This window comes from Pseudanabaena sp. UWO311, from assembly GCF_006937785.1.
Taxonomy (GTDB): domain Bacteria; phylum Cyanobacteriota; class Cyanobacteriia; order Pseudanabaenales; family Pseudanabaenaceae; genus Pseudanabaena.
The window spans coordinates 110,200-130,869 of sequence record NZ_SJEE01000001.1; the positions used below are offsets into that span (position 1 = coordinate 110,200).

32 protein-coding genes are annotated in these 20,670 nt (G+C 40.4%); 24 read left to right on the top strand and 8 right to left on the bottom strand.

Annotated features, from left to right (window positions below; translation table 11 throughout):
• The first annotated feature begins 53 nt into the window (after nt 1-53).
• From PseudUWO311_RS00535 to PseudUWO311_RS00560, 7 genes are all read left to right on the top strand, one after another.
• Complete coding sequence (locus PseudUWO311_RS00535; protein ID WP_142653148.1) at nt 54-1,016, top strand: ParA family protein; 963 nt, start codon at nt 54-56, stop codon at nt 1,014-1,016.
• A gap of 4 nt (nt 1,017-1,020) precedes the next feature.
• A complete protein-coding gene (locus tag PseudUWO311_RS00540; protein ID WP_142653149.1) occupies nt 1,021-1,959 on the top strand; it encodes a hypothetical protein in 939 nt (312 codons plus the stop codon).
• Nucleotides 1,960-1,981: 22 nt separating this feature from the next.
• On the top strand, nt 1,982-2,182 hold the full coding sequence (locus tag PseudUWO311_RS00545) for a hypothetical protein (RefSeq protein ID WP_142653150.1): 201 nt from the start codon (nt 1,982-1,984) through the stop codon (nt 2,180-2,182).
• Nucleotides 2,183-2,428: 246 nt separating this feature from the next.
• Nucleotides 2,429-2,836 (top strand): DUF6713 family protein, encoded by a 408-nt coding sequence (locus PseudUWO311_RS00550; RefSeq protein ID WP_142653151.1) that lies wholly within the window; start codon nt 2,429-2,431, stop codon nt 2,834-2,836.
• A 6-nt stretch (nt 2,837-2,842) separates the two neighbouring features.
• Nucleotides 2,843-2,968, top strand: a complete 126-nt coding sequence (locus PseudUWO311_RS24550; protein WP_263402879.1) for a hypothetical protein — start codon at nt 2,843-2,845, stop codon at nt 2,966-2,968.
• Between the two features lie 324 nt (nt 2,969-3,292).
• Nucleotides 3,293-3,439 (top strand): molecular chaperone DnaJ, encoded by a 147-nt coding sequence (locus PseudUWO311_RS00555; RefSeq protein ID WP_374937743.1) that lies wholly within the window; start codon nt 3,293-3,295, stop codon nt 3,437-3,439.
• A 128-nt stretch (nt 3,440-3,567) separates the two neighbouring features.
• Entirely contained in the window at nt 3,568-4,317 is a 750-nt protein-coding gene (locus PseudUWO311_RS00560) for a FecR family protein (RefSeq protein WP_142653152.1), read from the top strand.
• A 40-nt stretch (nt 4,318-4,357) separates the two neighbouring features.
• Here the strand turns inward: PseudUWO311_RS00560 and PseudUWO311_RS00565 are convergent, their stop codons facing one another.
• Nucleotides 4,358-4,984: a hypothetical protein gene (locus PseudUWO311_RS00565; protein ID WP_142653153.1), complete on the bottom strand. Its 627-nt coding sequence runs from the start codon at nt 4,982-4,984 to the stop codon at nt 4,358-4,360.
• Nucleotides 4,985-5,353: 369 nt separating this feature from the next.
• Between PseudUWO311_RS00565 and PseudUWO311_RS00570 the strand changes: the two genes are divergently transcribed.
• Nucleotides 5,354-5,623 (top strand): hypothetical protein, encoded by a 270-nt coding sequence (locus PseudUWO311_RS00570; protein ID WP_142653154.1) that lies wholly within the window; start codon nt 5,354-5,356, stop codon nt 5,621-5,623.
• Here PseudUWO311_RS00570 and PseudUWO311_RS00575 read toward each other — a convergent pair.
• The 4 genes from PseudUWO311_RS00575 to PseudUWO311_RS00590 form a co-directional block, all read right to left on the bottom strand.
• Nucleotides 5,620-5,856: a hypothetical protein gene (locus PseudUWO311_RS00575; RefSeq protein ID WP_142653155.1), complete on the bottom strand. Its 237-nt coding sequence runs from the start codon at nt 5,854-5,856 to the stop codon at nt 5,620-5,622. The two genes, PseudUWO311_RS00570 and PseudUWO311_RS00575, sit on opposite strands and share 4 nt — an antisense overlap.
• A 2-nt stretch (nt 5,857-5,858) precedes the next feature.
• Nucleotides 5,859-6,257: a hypothetical protein gene (locus tag PseudUWO311_RS00580; protein WP_142653156.1), complete on the bottom strand. Its 399-nt coding sequence runs from the start codon at nt 6,255-6,257 to the stop codon at nt 5,859-5,861.
• A gap of 6 nt (nt 6,258-6,263) precedes the next feature.
• Nucleotides 6,264-6,704 (bottom strand): hypothetical protein, encoded by a 441-nt coding sequence (locus tag PseudUWO311_RS00585; protein ID WP_142653157.1) that lies wholly within the window; start codon nt 6,702-6,704, stop codon nt 6,264-6,266.
• Nucleotides 6,705-6,793: 89 nt separating this feature from the next.
• Nucleotides 6,794-7,372, bottom strand: a complete 579-nt coding sequence (locus tag PseudUWO311_RS00590; RefSeq protein WP_142653158.1) for a hypothetical protein — start codon at nt 7,370-7,372, stop codon at nt 6,794-6,796.
• A 152-nt stretch (nt 7,373-7,524) separates the two neighbouring features.
• Between PseudUWO311_RS00590 and PseudUWO311_RS00595 the strand changes: the two genes are divergently transcribed.
• From PseudUWO311_RS00595 to PseudUWO311_RS00615, 5 genes are read left to right on the top strand one after another with little or no spacing between them, the layout of a single operon-like run.
• Nucleotides 7,525-7,851: a hypothetical protein gene (locus tag PseudUWO311_RS00595; protein WP_142653159.1), complete on the top strand. Its 327-nt coding sequence runs from the start codon at nt 7,525-7,527 to the stop codon at nt 7,849-7,851.
• A 32-nt stretch (nt 7,852-7,883) separates the two neighbouring features.
• The gene (locus tag PseudUWO311_RS00600; protein ID WP_142653160.1) at nt 7,884-9,266 is read left to right on the top strand and encodes a hypothetical protein; all 1,383 of its coding nucleotides are present in this window, start codon (nt 7,884-7,886) and stop codon (nt 9,264-9,266) included.
• Between the two features lie 34 nt (nt 9,267-9,300).
• Nucleotides 9,301-11,262, top strand: a complete 1,962-nt coding sequence (locus PseudUWO311_RS00605; protein ID WP_142653161.1) for a hypothetical protein — start codon at nt 9,301-9,303, stop codon at nt 11,260-11,262.
• The gene (locus PseudUWO311_RS00610; RefSeq protein WP_142653162.1) at nt 11,259-11,744 is read left to right on the top strand and encodes a hypothetical protein; all 486 of its coding nucleotides are present in this window, start codon (nt 11,259-11,261) and stop codon (nt 11,742-11,744) included. The genes PseudUWO311_RS00605 and PseudUWO311_RS00610 overlap by 4 nt, the downstream gene beginning before the upstream one ends.
• 11 nt (nt 11,745-11,755) lie before the next feature.
• Complete coding sequence (locus PseudUWO311_RS00615; protein WP_142653163.1) at nt 11,756-11,965, top strand: hypothetical protein; 210 nt, start codon at nt 11,756-11,758, stop codon at nt 11,963-11,965.
• Between the two features lie 212 nt (nt 11,966-12,177).
• Here PseudUWO311_RS00615 and PseudUWO311_RS00625 read toward each other — a convergent pair whose 3' ends face one another.
• Nucleotides 12,178-12,633 (bottom strand): hypothetical protein, encoded by a 456-nt coding sequence (locus PseudUWO311_RS00625; RefSeq protein WP_142653165.1) that lies wholly within the window; start codon nt 12,631-12,633, stop codon nt 12,178-12,180.
• A complete protein-coding gene (locus tag PseudUWO311_RS00630) occupies nt 12,634-12,993 on the bottom strand; it encodes a helix-turn-helix domain-containing protein (protein WP_190303346.1) in 360 nt (119 codons plus the stop codon).
• A 111-nt stretch (nt 12,994-13,104) separates the two neighbouring features.
• Here PseudUWO311_RS00630 and PseudUWO311_RS00635 point away from each other — a divergent pair, with 111 nt between their 5' ends.
• The 11 genes from PseudUWO311_RS00635 (at nt 13,105) to PseudUWO311_RS00685 (ending at nt 19,863) form a co-directional block, all read left to right on the top strand.
• Nucleotides 13,105-13,296: a hypothetical protein gene (locus PseudUWO311_RS00635; protein WP_142653167.1), complete on the top strand. Its 192-nt coding sequence runs from the start codon at nt 13,105-13,107 to the stop codon at nt 13,294-13,296.
• Nucleotides 13,297-13,361: 65 nt separating this feature from the next.
• Nucleotides 13,362-13,553 carry a hypothetical protein gene (locus PseudUWO311_RS00640; protein ID WP_142653168.1) on the top strand — a complete coding sequence of 64 codons (192 nt, stop codon included), beginning with the start codon at nt 13,362-13,364 and terminating at the stop codon, nt 13,551-13,553.
• 6 nt (nt 13,554-13,559) lie between these two features.
• Entirely contained in the window at nt 13,560-13,853 is a 294-nt protein-coding gene (locus PseudUWO311_RS00645; protein ID WP_142653169.1) for a hypothetical protein, read from the top strand.
• The gene (locus tag PseudUWO311_RS00650) at nt 13,850-14,098 is read left to right on the top strand and encodes a hypothetical protein (RefSeq protein WP_142653170.1); all 249 of its coding nucleotides are present in this window, start codon (nt 13,850-13,852) and stop codon (nt 14,096-14,098) included. Before PseudUWO311_RS00645 ends, PseudUWO311_RS00650 begins: the two co-directional genes overlap by 4 nt.
• Entirely contained in the window at nt 14,095-14,670 is a 576-nt protein-coding gene (locus PseudUWO311_RS00655) for a hypothetical protein (RefSeq protein ID WP_142653171.1), read from the top strand. Before PseudUWO311_RS00650 ends, PseudUWO311_RS00655 begins: the two co-directional genes overlap by 4 nt.
• Nucleotides 14,657-14,959, top strand: coding sequence for a hypothetical protein (locus tag PseudUWO311_RS00660; RefSeq protein WP_142653172.1), 303 nt, complete (start codon nt 14,657-14,659; stop codon nt 14,957-14,959). Before PseudUWO311_RS00655 ends, PseudUWO311_RS00660 begins: the two co-directional genes overlap by 14 nt.
• On the top strand, nt 14,956-15,249 hold the full coding sequence (locus tag PseudUWO311_RS00665; protein ID WP_142653173.1) for an HNH endonuclease signature motif containing protein: 294 nt from the start codon (nt 14,956-14,958) through the stop codon (nt 15,247-15,249). The genes PseudUWO311_RS00660 and PseudUWO311_RS00665 overlap by 4 nt, the downstream gene beginning before the upstream one ends.
• Nucleotides 15,246-18,239: a DUF5906 domain-containing protein gene (locus PseudUWO311_RS00670; protein ID WP_142653174.1), complete on the top strand. Its 2,994-nt coding sequence runs from the start codon at nt 15,246-15,248 to the stop codon at nt 18,237-18,239. Before PseudUWO311_RS00665 ends, PseudUWO311_RS00670 begins: the two co-directional genes overlap by 4 nt.
• Nucleotides 18,240-18,548 carry a hypothetical protein gene (locus PseudUWO311_RS00675; protein WP_142653175.1) on the top strand — a complete coding sequence of 103 codons (309 nt, stop codon included), beginning with the start codon at nt 18,240-18,242 and terminating at the stop codon, nt 18,546-18,548.
• A 217-nt stretch (nt 18,549-18,765) separates the two neighbouring features.
• Nucleotides 18,766-19,218, top strand: a complete 453-nt coding sequence (locus PseudUWO311_RS00680) for a DUF29 domain-containing protein (protein WP_142653176.1) — start codon at nt 18,766-18,768, stop codon at nt 19,216-19,218.
• 204 nt (nt 19,219-19,422) lie between these two features.
• Complete coding sequence (locus PseudUWO311_RS00685; RefSeq protein WP_142653366.1) at nt 19,423-19,863, top strand: VOC family protein; 441 nt, start codon at nt 19,423-19,425, stop codon at nt 19,861-19,863.
• Between the two features lie 61 nt (nt 19,864-19,924).
• Here PseudUWO311_RS00685 and PseudUWO311_RS00690 read toward each other — a convergent pair whose 3' ends face one another.
• On the bottom strand, nt 19,925-20,476 hold the full coding sequence (locus tag PseudUWO311_RS00690) for a protein tyrosine phosphatase family protein (protein ID WP_223807388.1): 552 nt from the start codon (nt 20,474-20,476) through the stop codon (nt 19,925-19,927).
• Nucleotides 20,477-20,670: the final 194 nt, after the last annotated feature.

Genomic DNA, 20,670 nt, shown 5'->3' on the forward strand with positions numbered 1-20,670 from the left:
TCATCGGCTTAAAACTCATCTTCTTAAAACTGTATTTTGCGGGTATTGAAATAATGGGAAAAGTAATAGCAACTGTAAATATGAAGGGTGGAGTCGGTAAAACTACCCTAACAGTAAATATTGCCACCTGCTTGGCTAAAATCCATCGCAAAAAGGTCTTAGTTATAGACTTAGATACCCAAATTAGTGCCACCCTCAGCATGATTTCCCCAGCCGAGTTTGCCAAATGCCGCAAAGAAAATCGCACATTGCGAAATTTGGTTAGTCAGGCGATCGCACGTTATGGCGTACAAGTTAATGATCCAGAAGAAAAAGTCTATCAAATCAAAGATCTCGTAATTCCTCATGTTTGCAAAGTGCAAGGTTTAGATCTATTAGTTGGTGATATCGATCTATATGATGAGTTTCTTGTCTCCGAAATGCTCTATAACCGATCACTGCTATACGATGAGAAACAAACCTTTCAGCAGACTTGGAGCAAGTTCGAGCAAACCTTAATTAAAAGTATTCTTGCTTCAGCGCTCAAAACCTATGATTTCATTATTCTTGATTGTGCCCCTGGGTATAACTTGATCACTCGCAGTAGTATTGTGGCAAGCGATTATTACCTAATGCCAGCAAGACCTGAGCCTTTGTCTGTAGTAGGGATTCAGCTATTAGAAAGACGGATTGAGAGATTGCGTGAAGTCTATCGAGAAGATAACTCAATCAATATCCAACTATTGGGGATTGTGTTTAGCATGTCCGCAGGATTTACTCTAAGCAGATATTACCAAAAAGTAATGGATCGAGTAGCTGCGGATTTTAGCAGTGCCAAGATTTTTAAAACGAAGATTCCCAATGATGTAAACATTGCCAAAGCTGTAGACAATTTCATCCCAGCTTCCTTAGCTAATCCCAATTCAGGCGGAGCAAAAGCTTTTGCTGAGGTTACAGTCGAGCTTTTGAAAAAGCTAGAAGTTTCTCTAGGCAAAAAAGAACAAACTTCTCGATTGAGTTTAGTTGACTTGGAGTAATTTAATGACAACTGAAAACAAGTCAACACATATTATTGAGCTTTGTAAGGAGCTTCTTGATGATATTGAGTTGAGTAGAATTAATTCTGAAGCAATTTTATTAAAGGCTACTCGTCTTGCAAGACTTTCTGGTTCAGATGAAATTAGACAGTGGCTCAGATATGAAATGTCTGGATATAACGCTACGGAATCTTTATCCCTCAAGTATATGACTCAAACAGGACGATGGATAGACAAAAATAGTAACAAGGGTTTTTGGGGACCACTTGCTCAGCATGAATCTACTATAGAGGCTTTGAAACTTCAGCTTATAACTTTAAAATTAGATAGTGTAGGCGGTGACAAGGCTTATATTGTTACACACAATATTGCAAATGAGGCAGAAAAAATAGTTAATAAGGTCTCACAGTTCAGCTCTATTAGTAGTCGTGTAAAAGGTTTGATTCATAACTTTGTCTCTGGTATTTATTATGAGAAGATTTTTAGTGGACTTTCTGAAAGTATATTTGAAACTTATAAATCATCAATTGATACATTATTAACTGGTAAATGTAATGATGTTCTTGAGAAAATACCTTCAATTTTTGAGCGACTTTCCAATGGTGAAAGTGAAGCAGTTAGTCATGCATTAACAACTTGCAGACGGATAATCGACTCTTTCGCTGATTCAATTAGTCCACCTAGCGAAGAAGCAATTGAGATAGATGGTAATACTCTTAAATTAGACGCAGCAAAACATCAAAACAGAATAAATGCTTATATTCATGTAAAGACTGATAGTAAATCTCGCAAGCAAAAGTTGCGACAAACCCTGAGTAATTTGTATGGCAGGGTATCTAGTGGTGTACATTCTGACGTTTCTGTTGATGAAGCTAAAGCTCTTTTCCTTGAAGTGTATCTTTTCCTCGGAGAAGTTTTATCTCTTGAAAATAAAGGCGATTAAAATAGAATTAGGAGTTTGATTTATGCTGATCCAGAAGATTGTCCAAGAACTGCAAGACTTACCAGAGGACAAGTTTGCTGAAATTTATGACCTAATTCATTACTTTCGACTTGGCTTAGGAAAAGAACCTTTGCAACCTCGGATTCCTGGTTTATTAATAGGAAAACTTGGTGACGCTTTTTTTGAGCCATTGCCAGAAGAGGAACTTCAAGCATGGGAATGAGTTATTTAGGGCTTCCTGAAAAAGTACAAAAGCTTGCTACATAATGACTTTAAGCTTTTTTTGCCATAACAAGTGCAAGGCTATAGCGTCTAGAGGCTTAAAATCCTTGCACTTCCGTGGAAAATCGCTGGGTAAATTTGGGAAATATGCGCCAAAATACTATTTTTAAGGCTGTATTGACTTTAAATTCGCTCTGTAGACTTTTTCAGCAAGCCCTATTTAATTCAAGTAATTCCTAAATGATGTATGAAAAATATACTTTTTAATTTAGGATTAGCGACACTCTCTACCCATGAGCTAGATGCTGTAACCCAATCAGAGTGGCATTTACTTTATATATTGAATAGTCTGCCAGAGCATATTGCTGAAACTTCTTTTGTGGCTATCCATGTTCCATTCTTCGCAATTATTTTCTGGTTAGGATTTAATGAAAACACTAGGATTAGAGAATGGTCAAGAATTGTATTTGCGATATTTCTGATTGTTCATGCTGGATTACACAAGAGGCTAGAAAATCACCCGCTATATACCTTTAACTCGCCATTGTCTCAAGGATTAATTTTTGGTGCTGGGTTATTGGGGCTTCTGTATTTAATAGTTGCTTATGTATCGAATAGTCGCAATTCTAATTATGACAATCGACCTCAAATGTAAAAAGCCGTGACAATAGTATTATCAGTTAGCAACTTTATTAATCGTGAAAAGCTTAAGGTAAAGACCAACGATGTATTTTTGCTTTCGGGATTGTTATGGCTAGATGGTGATGGGGCGAGACTTTATAATTAGGAGGATGACCAATCTATAACCCTCAATGATCCTGAAGCTTGCTCAATATTGCGATCGCATTTTTCTGATGAGTACCTTGGGGGCGTAATATTGCAAGCTTGGATAAAAGATGGAAATGAAGGGTTAGAGATTTATAATGTGTATTGGTTTGCTAGCTGTGAGCCAAACCATAATCCTTGCGCCCCAAGTAAATTTGGAGCAAAGATAATTATTCGACCTGTACCAGAGCAATATCAATATTGCAGAGAGCCTTTTTAGCTTGAATTTCTAAATATGCCAAAAATTGTGCAAATAACCATGCAAATAAATACAGAAGGCGATCGCATTTTATCTACTACTCAAACAACTAAATCTTGCCACCCCTGCGAAGGCAAAGGCTATATATCAATTCGTGATTGCTCTGGAGAAATTCAACGCGAAGAAAACTGCTCATTTTGCAATGGCTCAGGCAAAATCGAAATAGAGATTTGAATTTAAAAATCAATCAAGTGCTTACAAAGTAAAGATTTTGACATTAAGCATAAAAGCACTTGCCTAGTTTTTGTGACTATGCAAACATCTATTTAGAATTTATTCTAAATTTTAGATGAGATGTTCTCATGAAACGTTCTTTGTTAATGCCTGCTATAGCGATCGCGCTATTTAGTTGCGAATCTCAGCCAAATTCTGCGCCCACAACTCCAGTAACTGATGCTACACCTAAGCCCATAGTAGTTAAAGAACAAGCGATCGCTAAAGTATCATTGGTTGAAGAAAAGCCTGTGTCAGTATTATCAAAGAAAGATGCTAAAGAAACCGATGCTAAAGTTGGAATGGGTTTACATGTAGCGGATACCGTCCGCACACAAGGAAAAGGGAAAACTCAAATTGAATTTAATAATGGGATAGGATTTCGGATTGGTGGTAACTCAAGTGTACAGATTAAACCCAACAATCGACTTAATCTTACTGAGGGCAAGATGATCACTTGGGTAAAACCAGGTTTAAAAGTTCCAACTGAAATATCTACAGCCTATGCCACAGCTGCAATTCGTGGTACGACTGCTTTTGTCGAAATCCCTAAAGACCTCAATAAGGGTATTAGGTTTTTCTCATGGGAAGGAACGGTGGTAGTTAAGCTAGCCAATCAGTCAAAGGAAATTACTTTGTTAACTGGTGAAGAAATAATTGTGATTCCTAATTCCACAAAACCTCCTGTTGTGCGTCGGTTGACCCTAAATGAGTGGAAAGAAATTTCTAAAACCAGTGAATTATTGCGAAGCTTTAATTCTCCACTCCCCACTCAAAAAGTCATCGACAAGCTTGTTCCTGGACAATCAAGCCTCAGTCAAACGCCTCCAGATAAATAATCCTAGAGTTACTAAGCAACTCTAGGATTATTTATCTTCATCATTTTTTGATTTTAAAAGATTCAATAAAGCGATCAGCATCGGCTTGCGAGAATTTGTCTGAAGGAGATACTACAACTACCTGATAGAGACGAATATTATCTGCAATACAAATTCGTCCTTTTGCAGTTGCATCAATCGATTGAATTTTCCCAGTACCATCGAAATCTAGGCATGGCGATTCGCCAAGTTTAGACTCTTTGGAAGAATTGATTTTGCCTTGAATGCTACCAGTAATAAAACCTTTCGCACCTAGATTGATCCGTTCTTGGAGTTCAGAGTCAGTGAATTTTGCTGGGTAGTCATTATAGCTAACCATATAGGCTGAAGTATTGGACTCAGATATTGCCATATTTATCTTGACTGCACCAACTTCAGTCTTCTTTTCTTGAGACTGTTCTTGTGGTTTAGTTGGCATTTGCACGCTGAATTTCCCAGACTCAGAGCTGTAATCTTGCCAACCATTTGTAGCTGAGGGTTGAGGTTTAGAATCTGTATTTTTAGCTTGATCAGATGAATTGCTTGGAGTTGCTGATTTGGATGAACTTGCGGTTTCGTTTGTAGATGGGGTACAAGCACTTACAGCAAATAAAACCAAACTAACTGCAAAGGAAAGATATTTTTTCATGTTTATTGCATGTTTTGTTTTTAATTAGCAATGGGATGAGCATCCCGATAGAAACTACAGTTACGCTAATGCTTAAAGACTTAATTAGCAATAGTTTCAGTCGCCAAATTTTATCTTGATTCGGGATTACTCATGCAGGACTGCTCATATCATATCTATCAGAACTCCCTATCAATAACTAAAACTAGCTTACGAATTTAAGATTTATAGTTTAGCTTACGTAAATATCCAACGATTCCCCAAAATGCTTGCTGTGAAAGGATTTTAGTATTTTGAACGGTAATCAAAAATAGACGGTGAGACTACAAACAAGTCCTACAATAAGACATACAATCTTATTGTAGGACTTGTTTGTATGGAGGGTGCAAAATGCCTAGAGCGAAAGGTCAGCTAACAAAAAAGCAACAAATTGGGACACAAGGAATCAGATCGACTATCCCGTTAACGGTTTTTAGTGAGGATGAGGTCAAATTATTACTCTCCTACCTTTGGCACTGGGATATAGCCACAGACCAAGATAATAATCCTAAGCTCGTTCGTGCTTCCAAGAGTTGTAAACCAGCAATGGCGATCGGTCAGACTAACTACTGTAGATTGCGCTATAAGTTAGAAAATTTCCTAACACCAAAAAACCTCTAGCTTTCAAAATGATCGGAAACCCTAAACTTCCGATTTTGTTTTATTTCAGACTTAATGTCTTTGTTGTCTTCCTTTAGAGCTGCAAGTTCAGTATGAATAACCGCGATTTTCCCTAACACTTCAGTTTTTCCCACTTCTTGGGCTTGCTTTATCTCATTGATAGCGCTTGTCACTCTCACCGTACTGATAAGAATGCCAATAGCTAAACTAGCTTCGATTACAAACGGGGGCATAATTACAAATTTCCTAAGAATAAATTTGAATTGTCTAGTCTGATAACTTCGATAGATGGATCGTAGAGACTCTCGTAAATCGTGATAACTGTTACGGCTTTCAGCTTGGTTGATGGCACGATTACGAGCTTATATTTAGTCGCGGTTGAAATGTCGATATCGACTAGATTTTTATCGAATTTCAAGGATTGCGATCGCGCCGCCGTAAAGCCTAAAGTCGGGATAAATAGAAACGGTTGCAAACTTCCAAAATAATTAGAGTTGCCTCTGATTTGCCTTGAAATATTCGCAACCGATAGATCTATAACGAGCCTAGACTGTGTAAGCAATAGAGGGATAGCGTATTCACGTTTGAGTCCGAAATTGACGCTAGCCCTATGCAACAGCTTAAGGTTGTTCATTAGTTCCTACTTCTTGGAAGTATCGCCAGTCTCGTATTTTGTACCCGCTGGGGTAATAAATACCTTAGCCTTGCTGTTTTTTGTTAGAGCCTCAATAGCCTTACTGTACGAGCAACCAGACGGAACGATAACGGAATAGAATTGAACACCATCGGCAGAGCAACGAAGCTTCCGACGGGCGCTTTTAGTACCGTTCTTTCGAGGCAAGTATTTAGCCGTCTTAGACTTGTTATCAACTAGGCTAGGAGCTTTCGAGGCGGCTGCTTTCTTGAGTTTGATATCAAGAGCAGTAATGGTACTTTCTGAGACTTTTGCAACCAGATCGATAGAGGACTTTGCATTCTTGGGCTTAATGCTTGCGAACACAATCGAAACCTTCTTACCGCCTCCAGCGCTCTTTCCCTTAGTACCAGTCTTTTTAGTTGATGGCTTTTTGGTCGTTGCCATAATTTAGGATTCCTTTAAGAATGAGATTTGATTGAATCAAGAGAGATTTATGAGAGATAGAAAAAGCTATTTCTATCTCTCATAACCAACTACACGTAATCGAGTGCAGTGAGGGTGATTTCACCAGCCGAGCCGAAAGAAGGGGTAAAAGGAATTTGTGCGGTGATTGTTGCGATACGAGTTTCCAAGCTGATATCAACTTGAATATTCGTAGGACGATCGGTCTCAGGCGTAACAGCAAGTTCAGCAGCAGATAACTTTTGAGCGATTTCCAAGGTAGCACCTTGCAATGTTGTAGACTTCGCGGTACCAGTGCCGGGAACGAAAGCACTGTAAGAACCGCCTAAATAATCGGTTGGAACGGAAACAATTCCACCTGAAGTATTTGCACTTTCAGAGATTGGAAGTGTGACAGCAATATCGTAAGAATTTGTATCGAAATTCGCCGACATCGCGACATTATTTTTCGGAGCTTGGCTAGAGTTAGCAGCATTGCGAGTCTTTTCAGCTTCGTTCAACTTGCGAACAACTTCTACAAAAGCACCTGCTAAAGTTGTAGAGTCTAAATCTGAACCAGTAGGGGTATATACGGACATACGTTTAAGCGTTGGATGTGGAACGTTTACGAGGTTTAGTAATGCCTTAAAATCAAAAAATCGTAAACTCATAAAACCCCAAAAAGCTTTCACTAACTGGCATTTTGGTACATAGCGAAAACATTTCGACAGTAGGGGCGAAATGAGCTTTTATGCCTTTACGAAAATTTTTTTTATGACCATAATCAAACCCATAAATTTATTAAGAATTCGGGTTAATTGCAATGACAGCAATGGTTAAAACGGGGTCGCCCAGTAGTGCCCAACATCGCTTACCTGACAATGTCGATACGGTTGAAAAGGCTATTGCATGGGGTCTCGAAATTATGTGGGATTTATACGGAGCTTCAGAGTTCTACCCTGTAAAGAATGCAGCTCCCGTAATGAGAGTGCAAAAGAATACTTTTAAAGCTGGCAATGGCAAGCGGACTAATCTTTACTCGGTTTACCTTACTGTTGACGAGGATTTTGGGCGGGATGGTAACACGAAAGAATGGCTAGCTACTGAAGAAATCGGGGCCGCTGTGGCTAGCAATGGATTTAATAGCTAACAGTAAAAATTGAACTATAAACACTAAAATCGATGACTCTATTTACAAACATTTGGAATGCTGATCACGAATTTTCTGACGGCAATATTGAGATTGCAAACACTCTAAGCAGTCTGCGTAAAGCTTATATCGAAACTCTCGTTACAGGGCTTTCTGACAGCTTGGCTTATCCAATCTTGCTAGGGTTCTTATATCAGATTGATGCTAGCGCAAAGCGCTCGAAACCTTATCCAATTGTGTCTCAACGTCAAACGATCAATCTAGATTTGTCAGAGTGCGAGACATTCATTTTTATTCCATCAAATCGACTGATTGATGATTACACCTTGAAGTTGTATGTATCGACAGAATCAGGCGACGGGGAATCTGTTGACCTGACTGCATACGCTCTTAAAACTGAATTACCAGACTTTGACAGCTTCGTTACTCAAGAATCTCTAGTGACAGCTTTGAGTGACTATGCTTTGGTTTCACAACTGCCAGATCTATCGAGTTATGTGAGTGAATCAGAACTAGAGACGGCATTAAGTAACTACGTCTCGGTTTCACAACTGCCAGATCTATCGAGTTATGTGACTGAATCAGAACTAGCCACGGCATTAAGCTCAGTCGCTAGTTTTCAAAACTTTATCCCTAGTGCGACAAGCACAACCCTTGAAAGTGGTAAAAGCTATCAATCTACAGCATCAGATTTAGTTTTTACGCTTCCATCTTCGCCAAGTATTGCTGATGTAATTAAGCTAGCAACTGGTGATTTTTCGCTACTCACACGACATGGCAATGCTTTGCAGCGAATCTTGAATAGCAATACTTTTACTGTCACAGGCTCAAACAATGGAATCATGCTCAAACCTTATAGCTCTATTAGCTTGAGGTTCTGTGGATTCAATATATGGGCAGCTTTTGACAAAACCAGAACCGTAAATAATTTCACCCCAATTACTCAAGAGTCAACCGCGACAAAGAAAAACTACACAGCTACAGCCCCTGTAGCTGCATACGGCGCTCTCATTTCTGGTATTTGGAATGGAGTGAAATCATTAGGGGCACTTGCTAATGGATATCTCTCTGACGCAACCACAGGCGATATTTTAGTCACGGTTTCCGAACCAATTCTATTAAGCCAAATCAGGCTGTGCAATGGACAAGCTAATGTAGGGCTCGGAATCAATGATCCTTATTCTGTGAGAGACATTAAAATTTATGCTGGCAGTACAGATACAGCTGAATACTTAGGTGTATACACTTTTTCTAATACCAGTGCTGCTGAGGAGAACAAGGCTATTACTCAGAATACGGCTCCATCAAATACTTTCTTGTTTAGGGTGAATTCCGTCACGCCGCGAATAATCGGTATTTTAGAGCTTGAGCTTTGGGGGAAAGGCGCGACAGGGGGGGAAGTGTCGGTATCTTAGAGGAATTTGATTTAAAAGTTGATTTAATAAAAATATGGCAACCCAAAACTCATTAACTGCGGACCAACTGAGACAGCTAGAGAGGCAATTAAACCAAGGAGCTGTGCCGTTCAGCCCTCCTACCGTTCCTAGTGACAATGGTTTGCTAAGGCAGCCTCCAAACATCCCAAATACTGCGCCTACTGCATCACAAGCACAAAGACTGATTGAAGATCTAAACAAACGCACTGCGCCCACTCCAACAACAGCGCCCACACCTAGCACCCCTATCCCCCCGATAAATACACCGCCAAGCGCTTCTCTAGGGCAGAGGGTAAATACTGCCTTAACCTCTCCTATCTCCTTTCCTGCTGCTGACAAAGTAAATAATGTATTGAATAAAGCGGGAAATGCCGCTGCTGTTGCAAGTGTTGCGCTAAGCGTTGGTGGATCGCTTGCTAATGCTGTACGAAATCCTAATGCAAATGCATTAGCACAAAGCGCGGTAACCACTGCCGCTGGAGCTTTGTTACTTGCGCCAAATCCTTATGCTAAGGCGGCTGGGTTAGCTTTGTCAGTGTTGGGCTCTCCAATAGTTAATCTAGTATTCCCTAGTAAAGAAAATGTCGCTCCAAGCAGATCGGCGTTACCTTTTTCTGGAGGGCAAAACGATACACTGTATAGGCTTTATATTTCCTATACCGTAATAGCGACAGGGGCTAGAGTTCCATCCTTCCCATTCAACTCTATTCAGGGGGGGATACGTGGAGCTGAATCATTCACGAACATAAACGAATCGAGTGGAATAATCGTTTATGGGAAAGATGGACAGGTTTCATTCTCTGCAAATTCTTCTTTCTATAGAGATTTCACTTTAGATCGGGTAGAGAGAGTTGATGGGCTGCCAGATCCTGACAAAATAAATTATGTCCCTTTAGTTATTAATGATGGGAGGTCTACAGCTCCTCCTTTCGATTTCGACCCTAGCGCTATTGGTGACGCATTAAAGAAACTTGAAGACTTGAAAAACAGCGTCAATGGCTTAAGTGATGACAACGTAGAGATCCTTAATCAATTAAGGAATTTGGCTAATCCATCGACTTCTAATCCGTTGCAAAGTGCTCCTGTTGCTCCAAATTCAGCACCATTGCCAAGTATTGCGCCGCCTGATAGCAAAGCCCCAAAGAAGGATGATGATAAGGAAAGCTTGGCGGATAAGCTAAAAAAACTAGCGCCTAATAGTACTCCTTCGGCGGCTTCAGCACCTTTAGCCAAAGCTGGTAGTAGCAATCTTGTCGATCAAGTCAACCAGATAAAGAAAGCCAATGAAGAACATGCTCTAAAAGACACAAAAAATACTACACAAAATCAACAAGATAGATTTAGAGATCCGAAGGATTGCCAGTTTAGTTGCGAGAATTTGGCTAAGTGCTTTACTGATTTAAAGGTTCAAATATTTGATGGGTGTAATCCTGAAAATGGAACTGCGAAAACTAAGGAGATTACTATTCAAGTTTTGCCAAAGGATAAGGCTAAAACAGAGGCATCATTCAAGGAATTACTTGATATTAGGTCTAGAGAATGTAGCTTGAATGATCGTGTGCTATCGGTTCCAGAATACTGGCAAGTGAGGGTTGGACAAAAGCCACAGGCGGCGATTGTTTACCGTGAGTTTAAGGATGGTAAATTTACTAATAGCTGTTGGACTTTGCACATTCCACATTACACAGGGAATAAGAATAGCAAGCCGAATTTATCGCAATATAGCAAGGGTGAATCCAGTGCTATCTATGTCTGTAAGGATAATTCTCAATTACAGGTGTATGCCTCAACTGAGGCTGAAGCTAAGCGATTAATCAATCAATTAGAGAAGTATATTGACCCTAAATTTAGAGGCGATATCGTTAAGTATGGAACTCGTAAAGGTATCAAGAAAACCACTGTCCGCCCTGTGAGACTTGATTACTATTCGACTGGGCAATTGTCGCTTAGTCCTGATTGGAGTATTGCTTTATGAGCGCAATTACCGACGGCATGAGACAAGTATTTATAGAAACTTGTAGGCTCTATCAAGCGGAAAGAGAGTATAACTATTTGAATTATGGAAAGTATCCCTATAGGGAACGAAAAAACTCTGTTCAGATAATTGCTGATTTTAACGAGAATGCTTACAGTGTAAACGGTCTGTTTACTGTAGAGAGTGAATATACGCAGGTTTATCCGCCTGAAATCATTGAATCTATTGAGCAGGTTTTAATCGGTACTACGTCTGTTTTTACTACGATCTATGAGGTAATTGAGAATCCTATGCCAAATGAATCAGGGGTGATACTTACGGCTACAGTTACTCCCGAATTGCTTGCAGAATACGAGATATACAATACGATTATCACTCGTGATTATGTGGAGCGCGAAGCGGTCACGATCCAAGTCGTTAGTTATGCTTTTCCGTTTAATTGTGTGGCTGATAGTTTGGGTAGGTTAGTTTTAAGTTTTTAAGGAGTTTTAAAATGCTTACTATTTTTGAAAAGATTGAAAGAGGTCATGTCAACTTATCAGATACCAATAATGATAAAGACTTGATTATGTTTTATCTAAAACAAGCCTATAACGAAGGCATACAGGCAGGTAAAGAAGAAGTCAGAGTCAACATGGATAATATTTATAGGGCTATTTATATTTTTCTAGAGAATGGCAATGAAGAATTCTTTGATAAATAAAAGGCGATCGCAGATTTTGCGATCGCATCTATCATGAGCTAATATAAAAACATCGTGGTGATTTACAGCTTAAGCGCTGCCATGAAAAGCGATAGACTCGCTCGACAGATAAAGGGTGATAGCAGTCTTTGGGGTTCGACTCCCTGCAAAAACTTCCGCAATTGCGGCAATAACAAGAAAGGCGATCGCAAAATCTGCGATCGCCTTTCTTGTTATTGCCGATCTCTCAAAACATCCTCTATAGCCTTTTCGATTAACCATAGCCTAGACCTGTTCGGGTAATTTCTCCTTAGTCCTTCAAGAATGCGATCGCAAGTGGCTTGATCTCTTATTAGGGATAGCAGGTATTGTTCTTTCTCTCTCTTGTTTTCACGTCTTGAGACCTTGTTTCTACTAGGCTTGACTTTATCTAACTCATACTTGATTCCTAGCACTAATAAAATCAAAAATATTGACGAAGACACCACCACAAAAAGCCCTTGGGGTATCGTCAATCCGAAAAATACCAAGAAGTTTGCAAAAAGGAAAGCGATCCACCCTAACAAAAGTATGATCGCCGCCCAAACTAAATATTGAATAAGTTTTTCTAGTTGGTAACTACCCTGAAAAGCCCAAAATATCGTACCTGCGGCGATCGCAAAACATACCAATCCTAGAAATAAACTCATCTACCTTCCTGCACTCTCCGCGATCGCGACTAACCTATCACTAACAGCTCTATAAAGCTGAGTTAGATCTTGGATACTCATGGTTTTAAGTTGACCCATGACATATAGAGGGTTAACTGAATTATCAATCTTTTGATCCGAATCTCCGTTAATAGTTGACATCAAATCTTCAAGAGATAACCCAGCATAGTTGGCAATTTTAGATAAATTTGCCGAACTCGGACTATTAACTTCTTCGTTTTCCCATGCTTGTATTGCTCCATAGGTAACACCAAGAATGTGAGCGAACTCCTTCTGAGTAAGGGTTCCCCGAAGATTCTTAACTAATTCTGCAAATTTTCTTTTAGCATTGCTGTCCATGGACTTTACACAGAAACACATATATATGTTTTACCACAAATACACCTGTATGTATTGACACACTTATGCTTATGTGTTTAGATCAGATCTGTCCATATAAAACATACAGATATGTATACGATAGAAAAAGCACGGCTGAACCTTACTGTTTCAAATGACGCAGATGACAAGTTACGGGAGCTTGCTCTGAAGCATCGTAAGTCTTTAACCCTCAGCGAGATCGTTGAGGAAATGATCCATCATTGTGTTCACAATCCCAACTTCATCGAAAAACTCACCAAAAAAGAAGAGATCGATCGCTAGTTCCAGCTAGTAATCAATCTCTTCTTTTTTGTTTTTGCACAGACACATCAAACCAATTAGAGACTATGCAACCAAACAATCTTACAGCAACCATCTGGCTATCGCCTTACCGATTGACCTATCGGACAAGTGACCACGAACTCACAGGTGCAATCAACCGCCCCGATCCAGACCTCCTACAGAAAACCCTAGAGCGTCTCTACGCCTATCTAATCAACGAAGGCTATTCACCCCTAATTTTGCACATGGAGCATTAATTAACTATGACATTCCCACAACCCGCTGGCTATTACAGCTTGCCGCTATCAGAATCCGCAGAGAGTTTGATTACCAGCTTGGACTATAAACAAACCTTTAACTTGCTTTATGACGTTGTTTTTTGTGAATCCGCAGAGGTCATTGGTACTCGCTTTTATGCAATGAGCCTATCTCTAGTTAAGTGGTTTGAAGATGAGATCGACGCATTGAGTCCAGCAAACAAGATTGCTTTGATTCGTTGGTTAAGCGATCGCCTTGCATTCCTGCACAACGTACCAGTCCAAGAGGTGACCAAATGATTGACACACTCAAGATTGATTACCATCTCAGCTACTACAACGCCGCCGCAAGTACCTTAGCTAGAGGGATTGACGACCCAAAGGAGTTTGCAAGAGTTGACACCATTCGTAAGGCTAGCTTCGTAGCGATCGCTCTAGAGATAGGGGTAATAACTGCGATCGGTGCTGCCGATCTATCCCGTGAAGAGTGGGAAAGAACTATTTCTTGGATTAGTGATTACGAGAATAAGGAGATTGCAGCATGAGGAACTATGAACATTACCCACAAGCGATCGAAAGACTTGTTGATTTCACTGAAAGCATGGCTACGTTCTTGGATGATCTTGTTATTTCGATGCTGGGTGAGGATGCAGCCTGGTCTAACCATGTTGGGGTGGAGAGCATCCCTCTAAAGTACGTCGAGACAGATGTTGCCACCGTTTACAACCATAAAAACAAGGTTTGGCGACTCCGTAAAGAGGCTAATTCGCTCTTACTAATCGAAACTGATCACCACGTAAAGGAATGGGCAGAGATTGTATCCGAGGTGAATGAAACCTGTAAGCAGCAACGTAAACAGCTTGAGTCCCAACGGGGGACTATTGACCTAGCTCGCAAAGAAATTACACGGCTGGATAAGGTCATCACCGAAATGAAAAGTGATGTTGTCAACAGGTTTCACAGCATCAATATCTTGATTGCAACTTCAATCCGCAATTGCGATATAGGTCTATCTCACTGGAAGCGAGATGAACGTCTTAAGCATTTGAGAGATGTAGTACGCGACCAAATCAAGGAGGTGCAAAGCCATTGCCACTCCTACAATGACGACTTTTAACCAATTCATGCGATCGCAACTTTACCCAGTGAAATTGCGATCGCTATTTTTCAACAAGTTAAAAGATATGGCAAAGAAACCACCAAAGCCGCTATCCAAAGCCCAATTACACCTTAAAGCTTGCCATCTCCTAGGCTTGCCCCCCAGTTGCATTTTAAATGTTGTCCAAAATTCGGGTAAATCAAAATACTTCATTCATTACGTGACTCTTTCTCCCAGAAAGAAAGCAATTTACTCAACTGAGCTAGTTCCTGCCAAGGACTTAGAGAGGTCGAAACCATGCCGATGAACCGCAAACTTTATCCACCTGACTGGAATGCGATCGCTTTTGAAGTAAAGCAAAAGGCTCACTGGATTTGCCAGAAATGTGAAAAGCAATGCCTTAGACCTGATGAAGTAGCTGAAGCCCATAAAGATTGGGCTATTCATACACTCACAGTTCACCACATCGATCATGTGCCGATGAATTGCGATCGCAAAAATCTAATCGCACTTTGCAGCGTGTGCCACCGTCGCCAACACGCCCATGACAAGAAATTTGGAATCACCACCCATCAACCAAGTCTTTTTCAGCTATGAAATTTTCCATCTTTGATCACGTTCAATTCAACAAAACAGGTAGGGCAATATGTCCATCGTGCCTACTGACAAAGGGGGAAGGATACCGCAAATACAATTTATCGGTATCACTTCAACCCGCCGATCATGGTGCATACACTTGCCATCGTGGCTGCACAACCGAGCAAATCAGAGAGTCGATCGGGGATGCAAAGCCACTTGAGAAAACTTATATCCCTACAGCCAAGCCGCCTAAGCCAGTCGAGTATAAAAGCACCCGTGAGATTGAGTCACGGGCGCAATTGCTATTTGAGACAGCAGGGTATAACGCCCCCAAGGCTCTTCAATATTTATTAGACAGGGGGATTCAATCAAGGACTTTAGAGTATTTCAAGATCGGACTTACTTACAAAAAATTTCAGTGTGGGGAAAATTGGGAAGATTATCCTTGCATCTTCATTCCCTACGAAATTGAGACGGGTAAATGGTTAGGGAAATATTTCCCTAACAAATGGCTGCCAGAATCGGAACGACCAGAACAACAAATGGCACAACCATCGGTAACCGCACGATGGTACTTTACCTATCAACCTGATGGGAAAGAATTGTGGATTTGTGAGGGTGAATGGGATGCACTTTTATTAGGGCAAGCCCTCTATGACCAACAATTAGAGATCAGCGTCTGCACTGCAACTTGCGGCGCTGGTGGGATTCCTAAGGACTTGTCTCTCCTGATCCAATATGATCGCATCGTGATTTTTTACGATCGCGACGATGCTGGCGAAAAAGGTTCTGAGAAACTTGCTGAAGCAATTGGCGATCGCGCCTTTGTCTCAACTATTCCCGCCCCCGTTGATCACAAAAATGGCTTTGATATCACCGACGGCTTTAAAGAATTTGGCGATCAATACCTTGAAATGCTTATCCAAGCATCAGTTTCAGAAAATACTATTGATGTTGTTTCAGAGGAGATTGCTGCGGATAATCCACAAATTGCTGCGGATAATCCACAAATTGCTGCGGATAATCCACAAATTGCTGCGGATAATCCACAGGCGGCGCAAAGCGCCACAGAGGAACCAGAGCAAGAAGTTATCCATCTAGACCGATACGACCCCGACGAACCGCCAATTTCTGAGCATTTCAACCAAATTGCACAGAAAAAACTATTCAGTGATAAGCACTGGGTTTGCATCAATGACACCTTGCATTATTGGACAGGCACACATTACGAAGCCAGTCCCGATCCAGTCGAAAAGCGTCGCATCAGTGAATTTTGTAATAAATTTCTGGTCTACGATGACCGCACCAACAAGAGGACATACAAATATGCCAACGAGCAAAGCGTCAACGCTGTAATGAAATGGGTCAAAGTTGGCTTTGGTGTTGACCCTACAACCGTTAATCCCACAGGGTTAAATCTTGCTAATGGTGTATTAACTATTGAATGGGAAGGTAAAAAACCATCTTGGAAACTCAGAAATCATCACCCAAATTTGGTTTATACCTATTGCTCCAAAGTCAAACATGACCCCAAAGCCGATCATGAAACTTGCGATCGCTTATTAGTTGCGCTTGATGATGCACAGCGAGACGTATTTCTAAAAACCATAGCGGCATGTTTCGACTTGGCAAATGTGCGTAAAGTCATACCAGATCGTCTACGTGGTTTACTTTTGCAAGGTGACGGCTCAAACGGTAAGGACACACTCAGAGAAGCGATCGCTGAAATATTTTCTCGTGGTATCACTGGTTGTTCCCTGCGAGATTTCCAACAATATGACGAGGGCAAAAAGTTCCCACTTGCCAAGCTGGAATACAGTCGCATCAATTGGGCATCAGAGAACCACTCACGCTTAAGCCTTGACAGTCTGCAATCTCTTAAAAATGTGCTTACTGGTGATCCGATTGACATCGAACGTAAAAACGTAGATGACTATGACATCAAACCCGCATGTATCGTGCTTTTGAACTGCAACGAAGCACCGTCAATCGTTGGCGCACAAAAAGCCATTGAATCAAGATATGCGATCGTCAAGTTTGCCAAAACATTTACCAGTGACCCGCAATCACCAGACGAACTACCCGCCGATCCACGATTCAAAAACGACCCCGAATTTCTTCAAAATCAAGTCTGTCCATCTTTACTCAATCGCTTACTAGATGCACTGGTTACTCTTATGCAAGATGGTATCGATTACAAACCTTTGGCGGGCGCAATTCAAGAAGCGAAAGAAGCAAGCTGCCATTTAATTAGATGGGCGGCTGATATCAAATTAGAACAGGGTCGTGGACGAATCAAAGTTGGCGATCTTTATGAAAGCCTTAAATCTTGGTATGTCGATCAAGGCATTGTAGAAATCGAAACTACCTACAGAGGTACAGAGAAAAAAGAAAAATTTGATTGGCTTGACGATGGCAACCGATTCGATCCTTGGATAAAAGCATCTCGCATGATGAAACCAGCGTTAACCAAAATCTTCCCAAGAGCAACTTTTAGCGGTCGAACTAAGCAAGGCTTCTTTGTCTATGGTATCTGCTCTGTAAATTTTGCAAATTCTAATGATTTTGATTCATTTGATTCACCAGAGGAAGAAAATCAATATACAGAGATAGTTTTAGCCGATGAATCAAATGATGAATCAAATTATTTTGATTCGTATTTGGTGAATCAAAATAAAGCCAATCAAAATTTAAGTATTGGTGAATCAAATTTAAATGGTGAACCAAATTATTTTGGCGGTGAACAAAAAAAAGCTGACAACCACGCCATTGGTGAAGCAAATACATCTGGTGAACCAAATCTAGGTGTCACTAATAATTACTCACAGAAAAAATCAAAAACTTTACGAGTTGGCGATCGCGTTCGTGTCAAAGCGCCGCATTTCTTAGCGGGTAAAGCAGGTGATCTGCTTTCTTGCGATCGCGACAGAACACCGCAAGCAATTGTCGGTGGCGATGGGTGGGCGGTAACCCAGTATTTCAGTATCGATCAATTGGAGGCTTGCTAAATGTCTGAGCTTACGGAAATTGCAGCCATAATTCTTAAGCATCTCTCGGATGCTATGCTCAGTGCTGCTTCTGAGCTATCCAAAGGCAAAAATAGCGATCCCATTATCGAAAGCTCAAAACCTGAAACAGCTATCTTAAATGTCGGCTGTCATGTCATTTTCGATCTGAAAAACGGTAAACGGTATGGCGCTATTGTAAACAAGCTTGATGGCGATCGCCTTGAAGTCGAGAATAAGGAGATAGGTAAAAGCTGGACTATATCTATATCTGACGTGATTCAAGTTGTCAAAGGAGACTTTTATTATTGATAATTGGCTTACGAAATTGGCTAGCTTGCGTAAATATCCATTATCGTAAGCTAGGGGTTTTTAAGCAAATTCGTAAGCCAACTCTAAATAGAGATAGCTTACGAGCTGGTAGTCGTTACAAAATAGCGGTAGTGATTGAGTTGTAATGGATTGCAGATTTTAGATTCATGTTTGAATAGTTCTAGAGGAAAATGGAGATAGCTTAAGGCAGAGGTATATGGCAATGGGTCTGTATGAGTCGGATTTTTATCGTTGGACAATAGAGCAATCTGAAAAATTACGATCATGTGAAGTTGATGGGCTTGACTCAAAAAATCTAGCTAAAGAGATTGAATCTTTGGGGAGGCAAGAAAGTAGAGAGTTGCGGACTCACTTTAATGTTTTGCTTGGTCATTTGCTAAAGTGGCATTTACTGCCAAAAGAGCATAGTAAAGTTTGGCAAGTGACAATTGACAGCGAACGTCGGGAAGTTCACTGGATCTTGAGGGATAGCCCTAGCCTCAAAGATAAGCTTAGAGAAATAATTAAAGATAGTTATGAGGCGGCATTATATATAGTGGTGCTTGAAACTCCTCTGGGTGCTAAAAGTGTGCCTCAAGAATGTCCTTATACGATTGAACAAATTTTGGATTTAAATTTTCCTGAAGATATCGCTAAAGAGTTGGACTAAAGTAAGTGATTTAGTTGGATTTTGGTTGTGATAGCGATCGCTCTATAAGCTTAAATTTTCCTGATAGCAATAAAGATAAAAGTTGCCGTGCAAAGCACGGCAACTTTTATCTTTATTGCTATAGAGTAGATAAATCGTCTTAATCTATTGGTAAACCTAGCTAGAACTAATTTTATGTCGTCAAATAGTTCAACTACGCTATCTATGCAAACGGCGATCGCGAATGGAGCTTTACGAAGAGTGCATCACATTGCTCTGAATGTGCGGGACATGCAGGTTTCTTGTAATTTTTATGGCAACATTTTGGGACTGCATCAACTTGTTGGTGATGAGATTCCTAGTACTTTAGTTAATCTAGTAGCAGCAGGCAAAGTTGCGAATTTTAGAACTCCTGATGGCACTGTTCTCGATTTGTTTTGGGAACCTGAACTTACGCCGCCCGATCCTGATCCGCAGCAGCAATTTACTCGTGCTAATCATCTAGCCTTTGATATTGCTCCAGAACTTTTTGAGCAAGCGGTATCGGTATTGCGATCGCAGCAAGTCCAAATTGAGGGTGAGCCTGTTACTCGTCCTACTGGTAGAGGCATTTATTTTTATGACCCCGATGGATTTCTGATTGAAATACGCTGCGATCCTAGTTGACACAAAAGTTACGACATTTAAAAAACTAATGCTCGCGAAGTGGACAGTATCAGCTTTTGACTTAAGTTAGCTTTGCATCAATAAATTTTTGCCAAGTCTCGTTGGGCAGCCAAATTTTATGTAAATCCGCGATCGCTTGTTCGCGATCGCAATTGAGATGCAAGCGACGATAGAGATAGACAAAGGCAGAAACGCGCATATTCTTAGCACAATGGACAAAAATTCTTTGCTGTTGGCGTTGTTCCATTGCTTGCAGGAATTTGTCTAAATCTGCCATCGTTGGAGTTTTCCAATTTACAGGAATGGCTATATATTCCATTCCGAAAGATTGGACTAGTTGTGCTTCATTAGCAATCGCTCCGTCAGAAGTCGGTAAAGCCAAATTAATTACTGTTTCATAACCAGCATCAGCAATTGTCCGAAACTGTTTGACAGTTGGCTGTCCTGCTGTGGCTAGGTTATCGGAAATTTGCAGAAAGTTAATAATTTCTGCTAAACGATCACTATTTTGGTTCATAAATAATTTAGTTCCCATTTCTGTCTTGGCTGAGAAAAATAGATACAGAATCAAGAATGCGATTCCTCCCAAAAGTTGAAACCAACGATTATCCATAGTTTTTTAAGGTATTTGATTTGAAAATTGATTGGTGCTTATCGAGTCTCAAAACAAGAAATGTAGTCTACTTATAGGTCTAATAGAGTGTCTCATTATATTGAGATTAGATGAAAAAAGTCGTGATCGCAATTAGCTTGAAACTGACAATGTCATAGTGGCGTAACTTCATAAGTCAAAAGTATAGTAAAGTT

Excerpts from the sequence above, each read along its gene's own strand:
- PseudUWO311_RS00640 (WP_142653168.1), top strand. The coding sequence starts at position 13,362 with ATGCAACCAAACAATCTTACAGCAACCATCTGGCTATCGCCTTACCGA.
- PseudUWO311_RS00600 (WP_142653160.1), top strand. The coding sequence starts at position 7,884 with ATGACTCTATTTACAAACATTTGGAATGCTGATCACGAATTTTCTGAC.
- PseudUWO311_RS00665 (WP_142653173.1), top strand. The coding sequence starts at position 14,956 with ATGAACCGCAAACTTTATCCACCTGACTGGAATGCGATCGCTTTTGAA.
- PseudUWO311_RS00590 (WP_142653158.1), bottom strand. The coding sequence starts at position 7,372 with ATGAGTTTACGATTTTTTGATTTTAAGGCATTACTAAACCTCGTAAAC.
- PseudUWO311_RS00605 (WP_142653161.1), top strand. The coding sequence starts at position 9,301 with ATGGCAACCCAAAACTCATTAACTGCGGACCAACTGAGACAGCTAGAG.
- PseudUWO311_RS00580 (WP_142653156.1), bottom strand. The coding sequence starts at position 6,257 with ATGAACAACCTTAAGCTGTTGCATAGGGCTAGCGTCAATTTCGGACTC.
- PseudUWO311_RS00655 (WP_142653171.1), top strand. The coding sequence starts at position 14,095 with ATGAGGAACTATGAACATTACCCACAAGCGATCGAAAGACTTGTTGAT.
- PseudUWO311_RS00575 (WP_142653155.1), bottom strand. The coding sequence starts at position 5,856 with ATGCCCCCGTTTGTAATCGAAGCTAGTTTAGCTATTGGCATTCTTATC.
- PseudUWO311_RS00595 (WP_142653159.1), top strand. The coding sequence starts at position 7,525 with ATGACAGCAATGGTTAAAACGGGGTCGCCCAGTAGTGCCCAACATCGC.
- PseudUWO311_RS00670 (WP_142653174.1), top strand. The coding sequence starts at position 15,246 with ATGAAATTTTCCATCTTTGATCACGTTCAATTCAACAAAACAGGTAGG.
- PseudUWO311_RS00535 (WP_142653148.1), top strand. The coding sequence starts at position 54 with ATGGGAAAAGTAATAGCAACTGTAAATATGAAGGGTGGAGTCGGTAAA.
- PseudUWO311_RS00615 (WP_142653163.1), top strand. The coding sequence starts at position 11,756 with ATGCTTACTATTTTTGAAAAGATTGAAAGAGGTCATGTCAACTTATCA.
- PseudUWO311_RS00610 (WP_142653162.1), top strand. The coding sequence starts at position 11,259 with ATGAGCGCAATTACCGACGGCATGAGACAAGTATTTATAGAAACTTGT.
- PseudUWO311_RS00635 (WP_142653167.1), top strand. The coding sequence starts at position 13,105 with ATGTATACGATAGAAAAAGCACGGCTGAACCTTACTGTTTCAAATGAC.
- PseudUWO311_RS00690 (WP_223807388.1), bottom strand. The coding sequence starts at position 20,476 with ATGGATAATCGTTGGTTTCAACTTTTGGGAGGAATCGCATTCTTGATT.
- PseudUWO311_RS00680 (WP_142653176.1), top strand. The coding sequence starts at position 18,766 with ATGGCAATGGGTCTGTATGAGTCGGATTTTTATCGTTGGACAATAGAG.
- PseudUWO311_RS00660 (WP_142653172.1), top strand. The coding sequence starts at position 14,657 with ATGACGACTTTTAACCAATTCATGCGATCGCAACTTTACCCAGTGAAA.
- PseudUWO311_RS00645 (WP_142653169.1), top strand. The coding sequence starts at position 13,560 with ATGACATTCCCACAACCCGCTGGCTATTACAGCTTGCCGCTATCAGAA.
- PseudUWO311_RS00550 (WP_142653151.1), top strand. The coding sequence starts at position 2,429 with ATGAAAAATATACTTTTTAATTTAGGATTAGCGACACTCTCTACCCAT.
- PseudUWO311_RS00540 (WP_142653149.1), top strand. The coding sequence starts at position 1,021 with ATGACAACTGAAAACAAGTCAACACATATTATTGAGCTTTGTAAGGAG.
- PseudUWO311_RS00560 (WP_142653152.1), top strand. The coding sequence starts at position 3,568 with ATGAAACGTTCTTTGTTAATGCCTGCTATAGCGATCGCGCTATTTAGT.
- PseudUWO311_RS00565 (WP_142653153.1), bottom strand. The coding sequence starts at position 4,984 with ATGAAAAAATATCTTTCCTTTGCAGTTAGTTTGGTTTTATTTGCTGTA.
- PseudUWO311_RS00570 (WP_142653154.1), top strand. The coding sequence starts at position 5,354 with ATGCCTAGAGCGAAAGGTCAGCTAACAAAAAAGCAACAAATTGGGACA.
- PseudUWO311_RS00625 (WP_142653165.1), bottom strand. The coding sequence starts at position 12,633 with ATGAGTTTATTTCTAGGATTGGTATGTTTTGCGATCGCCGCAGGTACG.
- PseudUWO311_RS00685 (WP_142653366.1), top strand. The coding sequence starts at position 19,423 with ATGCAAACGGCGATCGCGAATGGAGCTTTACGAAGAGTGCATCACATT.
- PseudUWO311_RS00650 (WP_142653170.1), top strand. The coding sequence starts at position 13,850 with ATGATTGACACACTCAAGATTGATTACCATCTCAGCTACTACAACGCC.
- PseudUWO311_RS00630 (WP_190303346.1), bottom strand. The coding sequence starts at position 12,993 with ATGGACAGCAATGCTAAAAGAAAATTTGCAGAATTAGTTAAGAATCTT.
- PseudUWO311_RS00585 (WP_142653157.1), bottom strand. The coding sequence starts at position 6,704 with ATGGCAACGACCAAAAAGCCATCAACTAAAAAGACTGGTACTAAGGGA.
- PseudUWO311_RS00675 (WP_142653175.1), top strand. The coding sequence starts at position 18,240 with ATGTCTGAGCTTACGGAAATTGCAGCCATAATTCTTAAGCATCTCTCG.
- PseudUWO311_RS00545 (WP_142653150.1), top strand. The coding sequence starts at position 1,982 with ATGCTGATCCAGAAGATTGTCCAAGAACTGCAAGACTTACCAGAGGAC.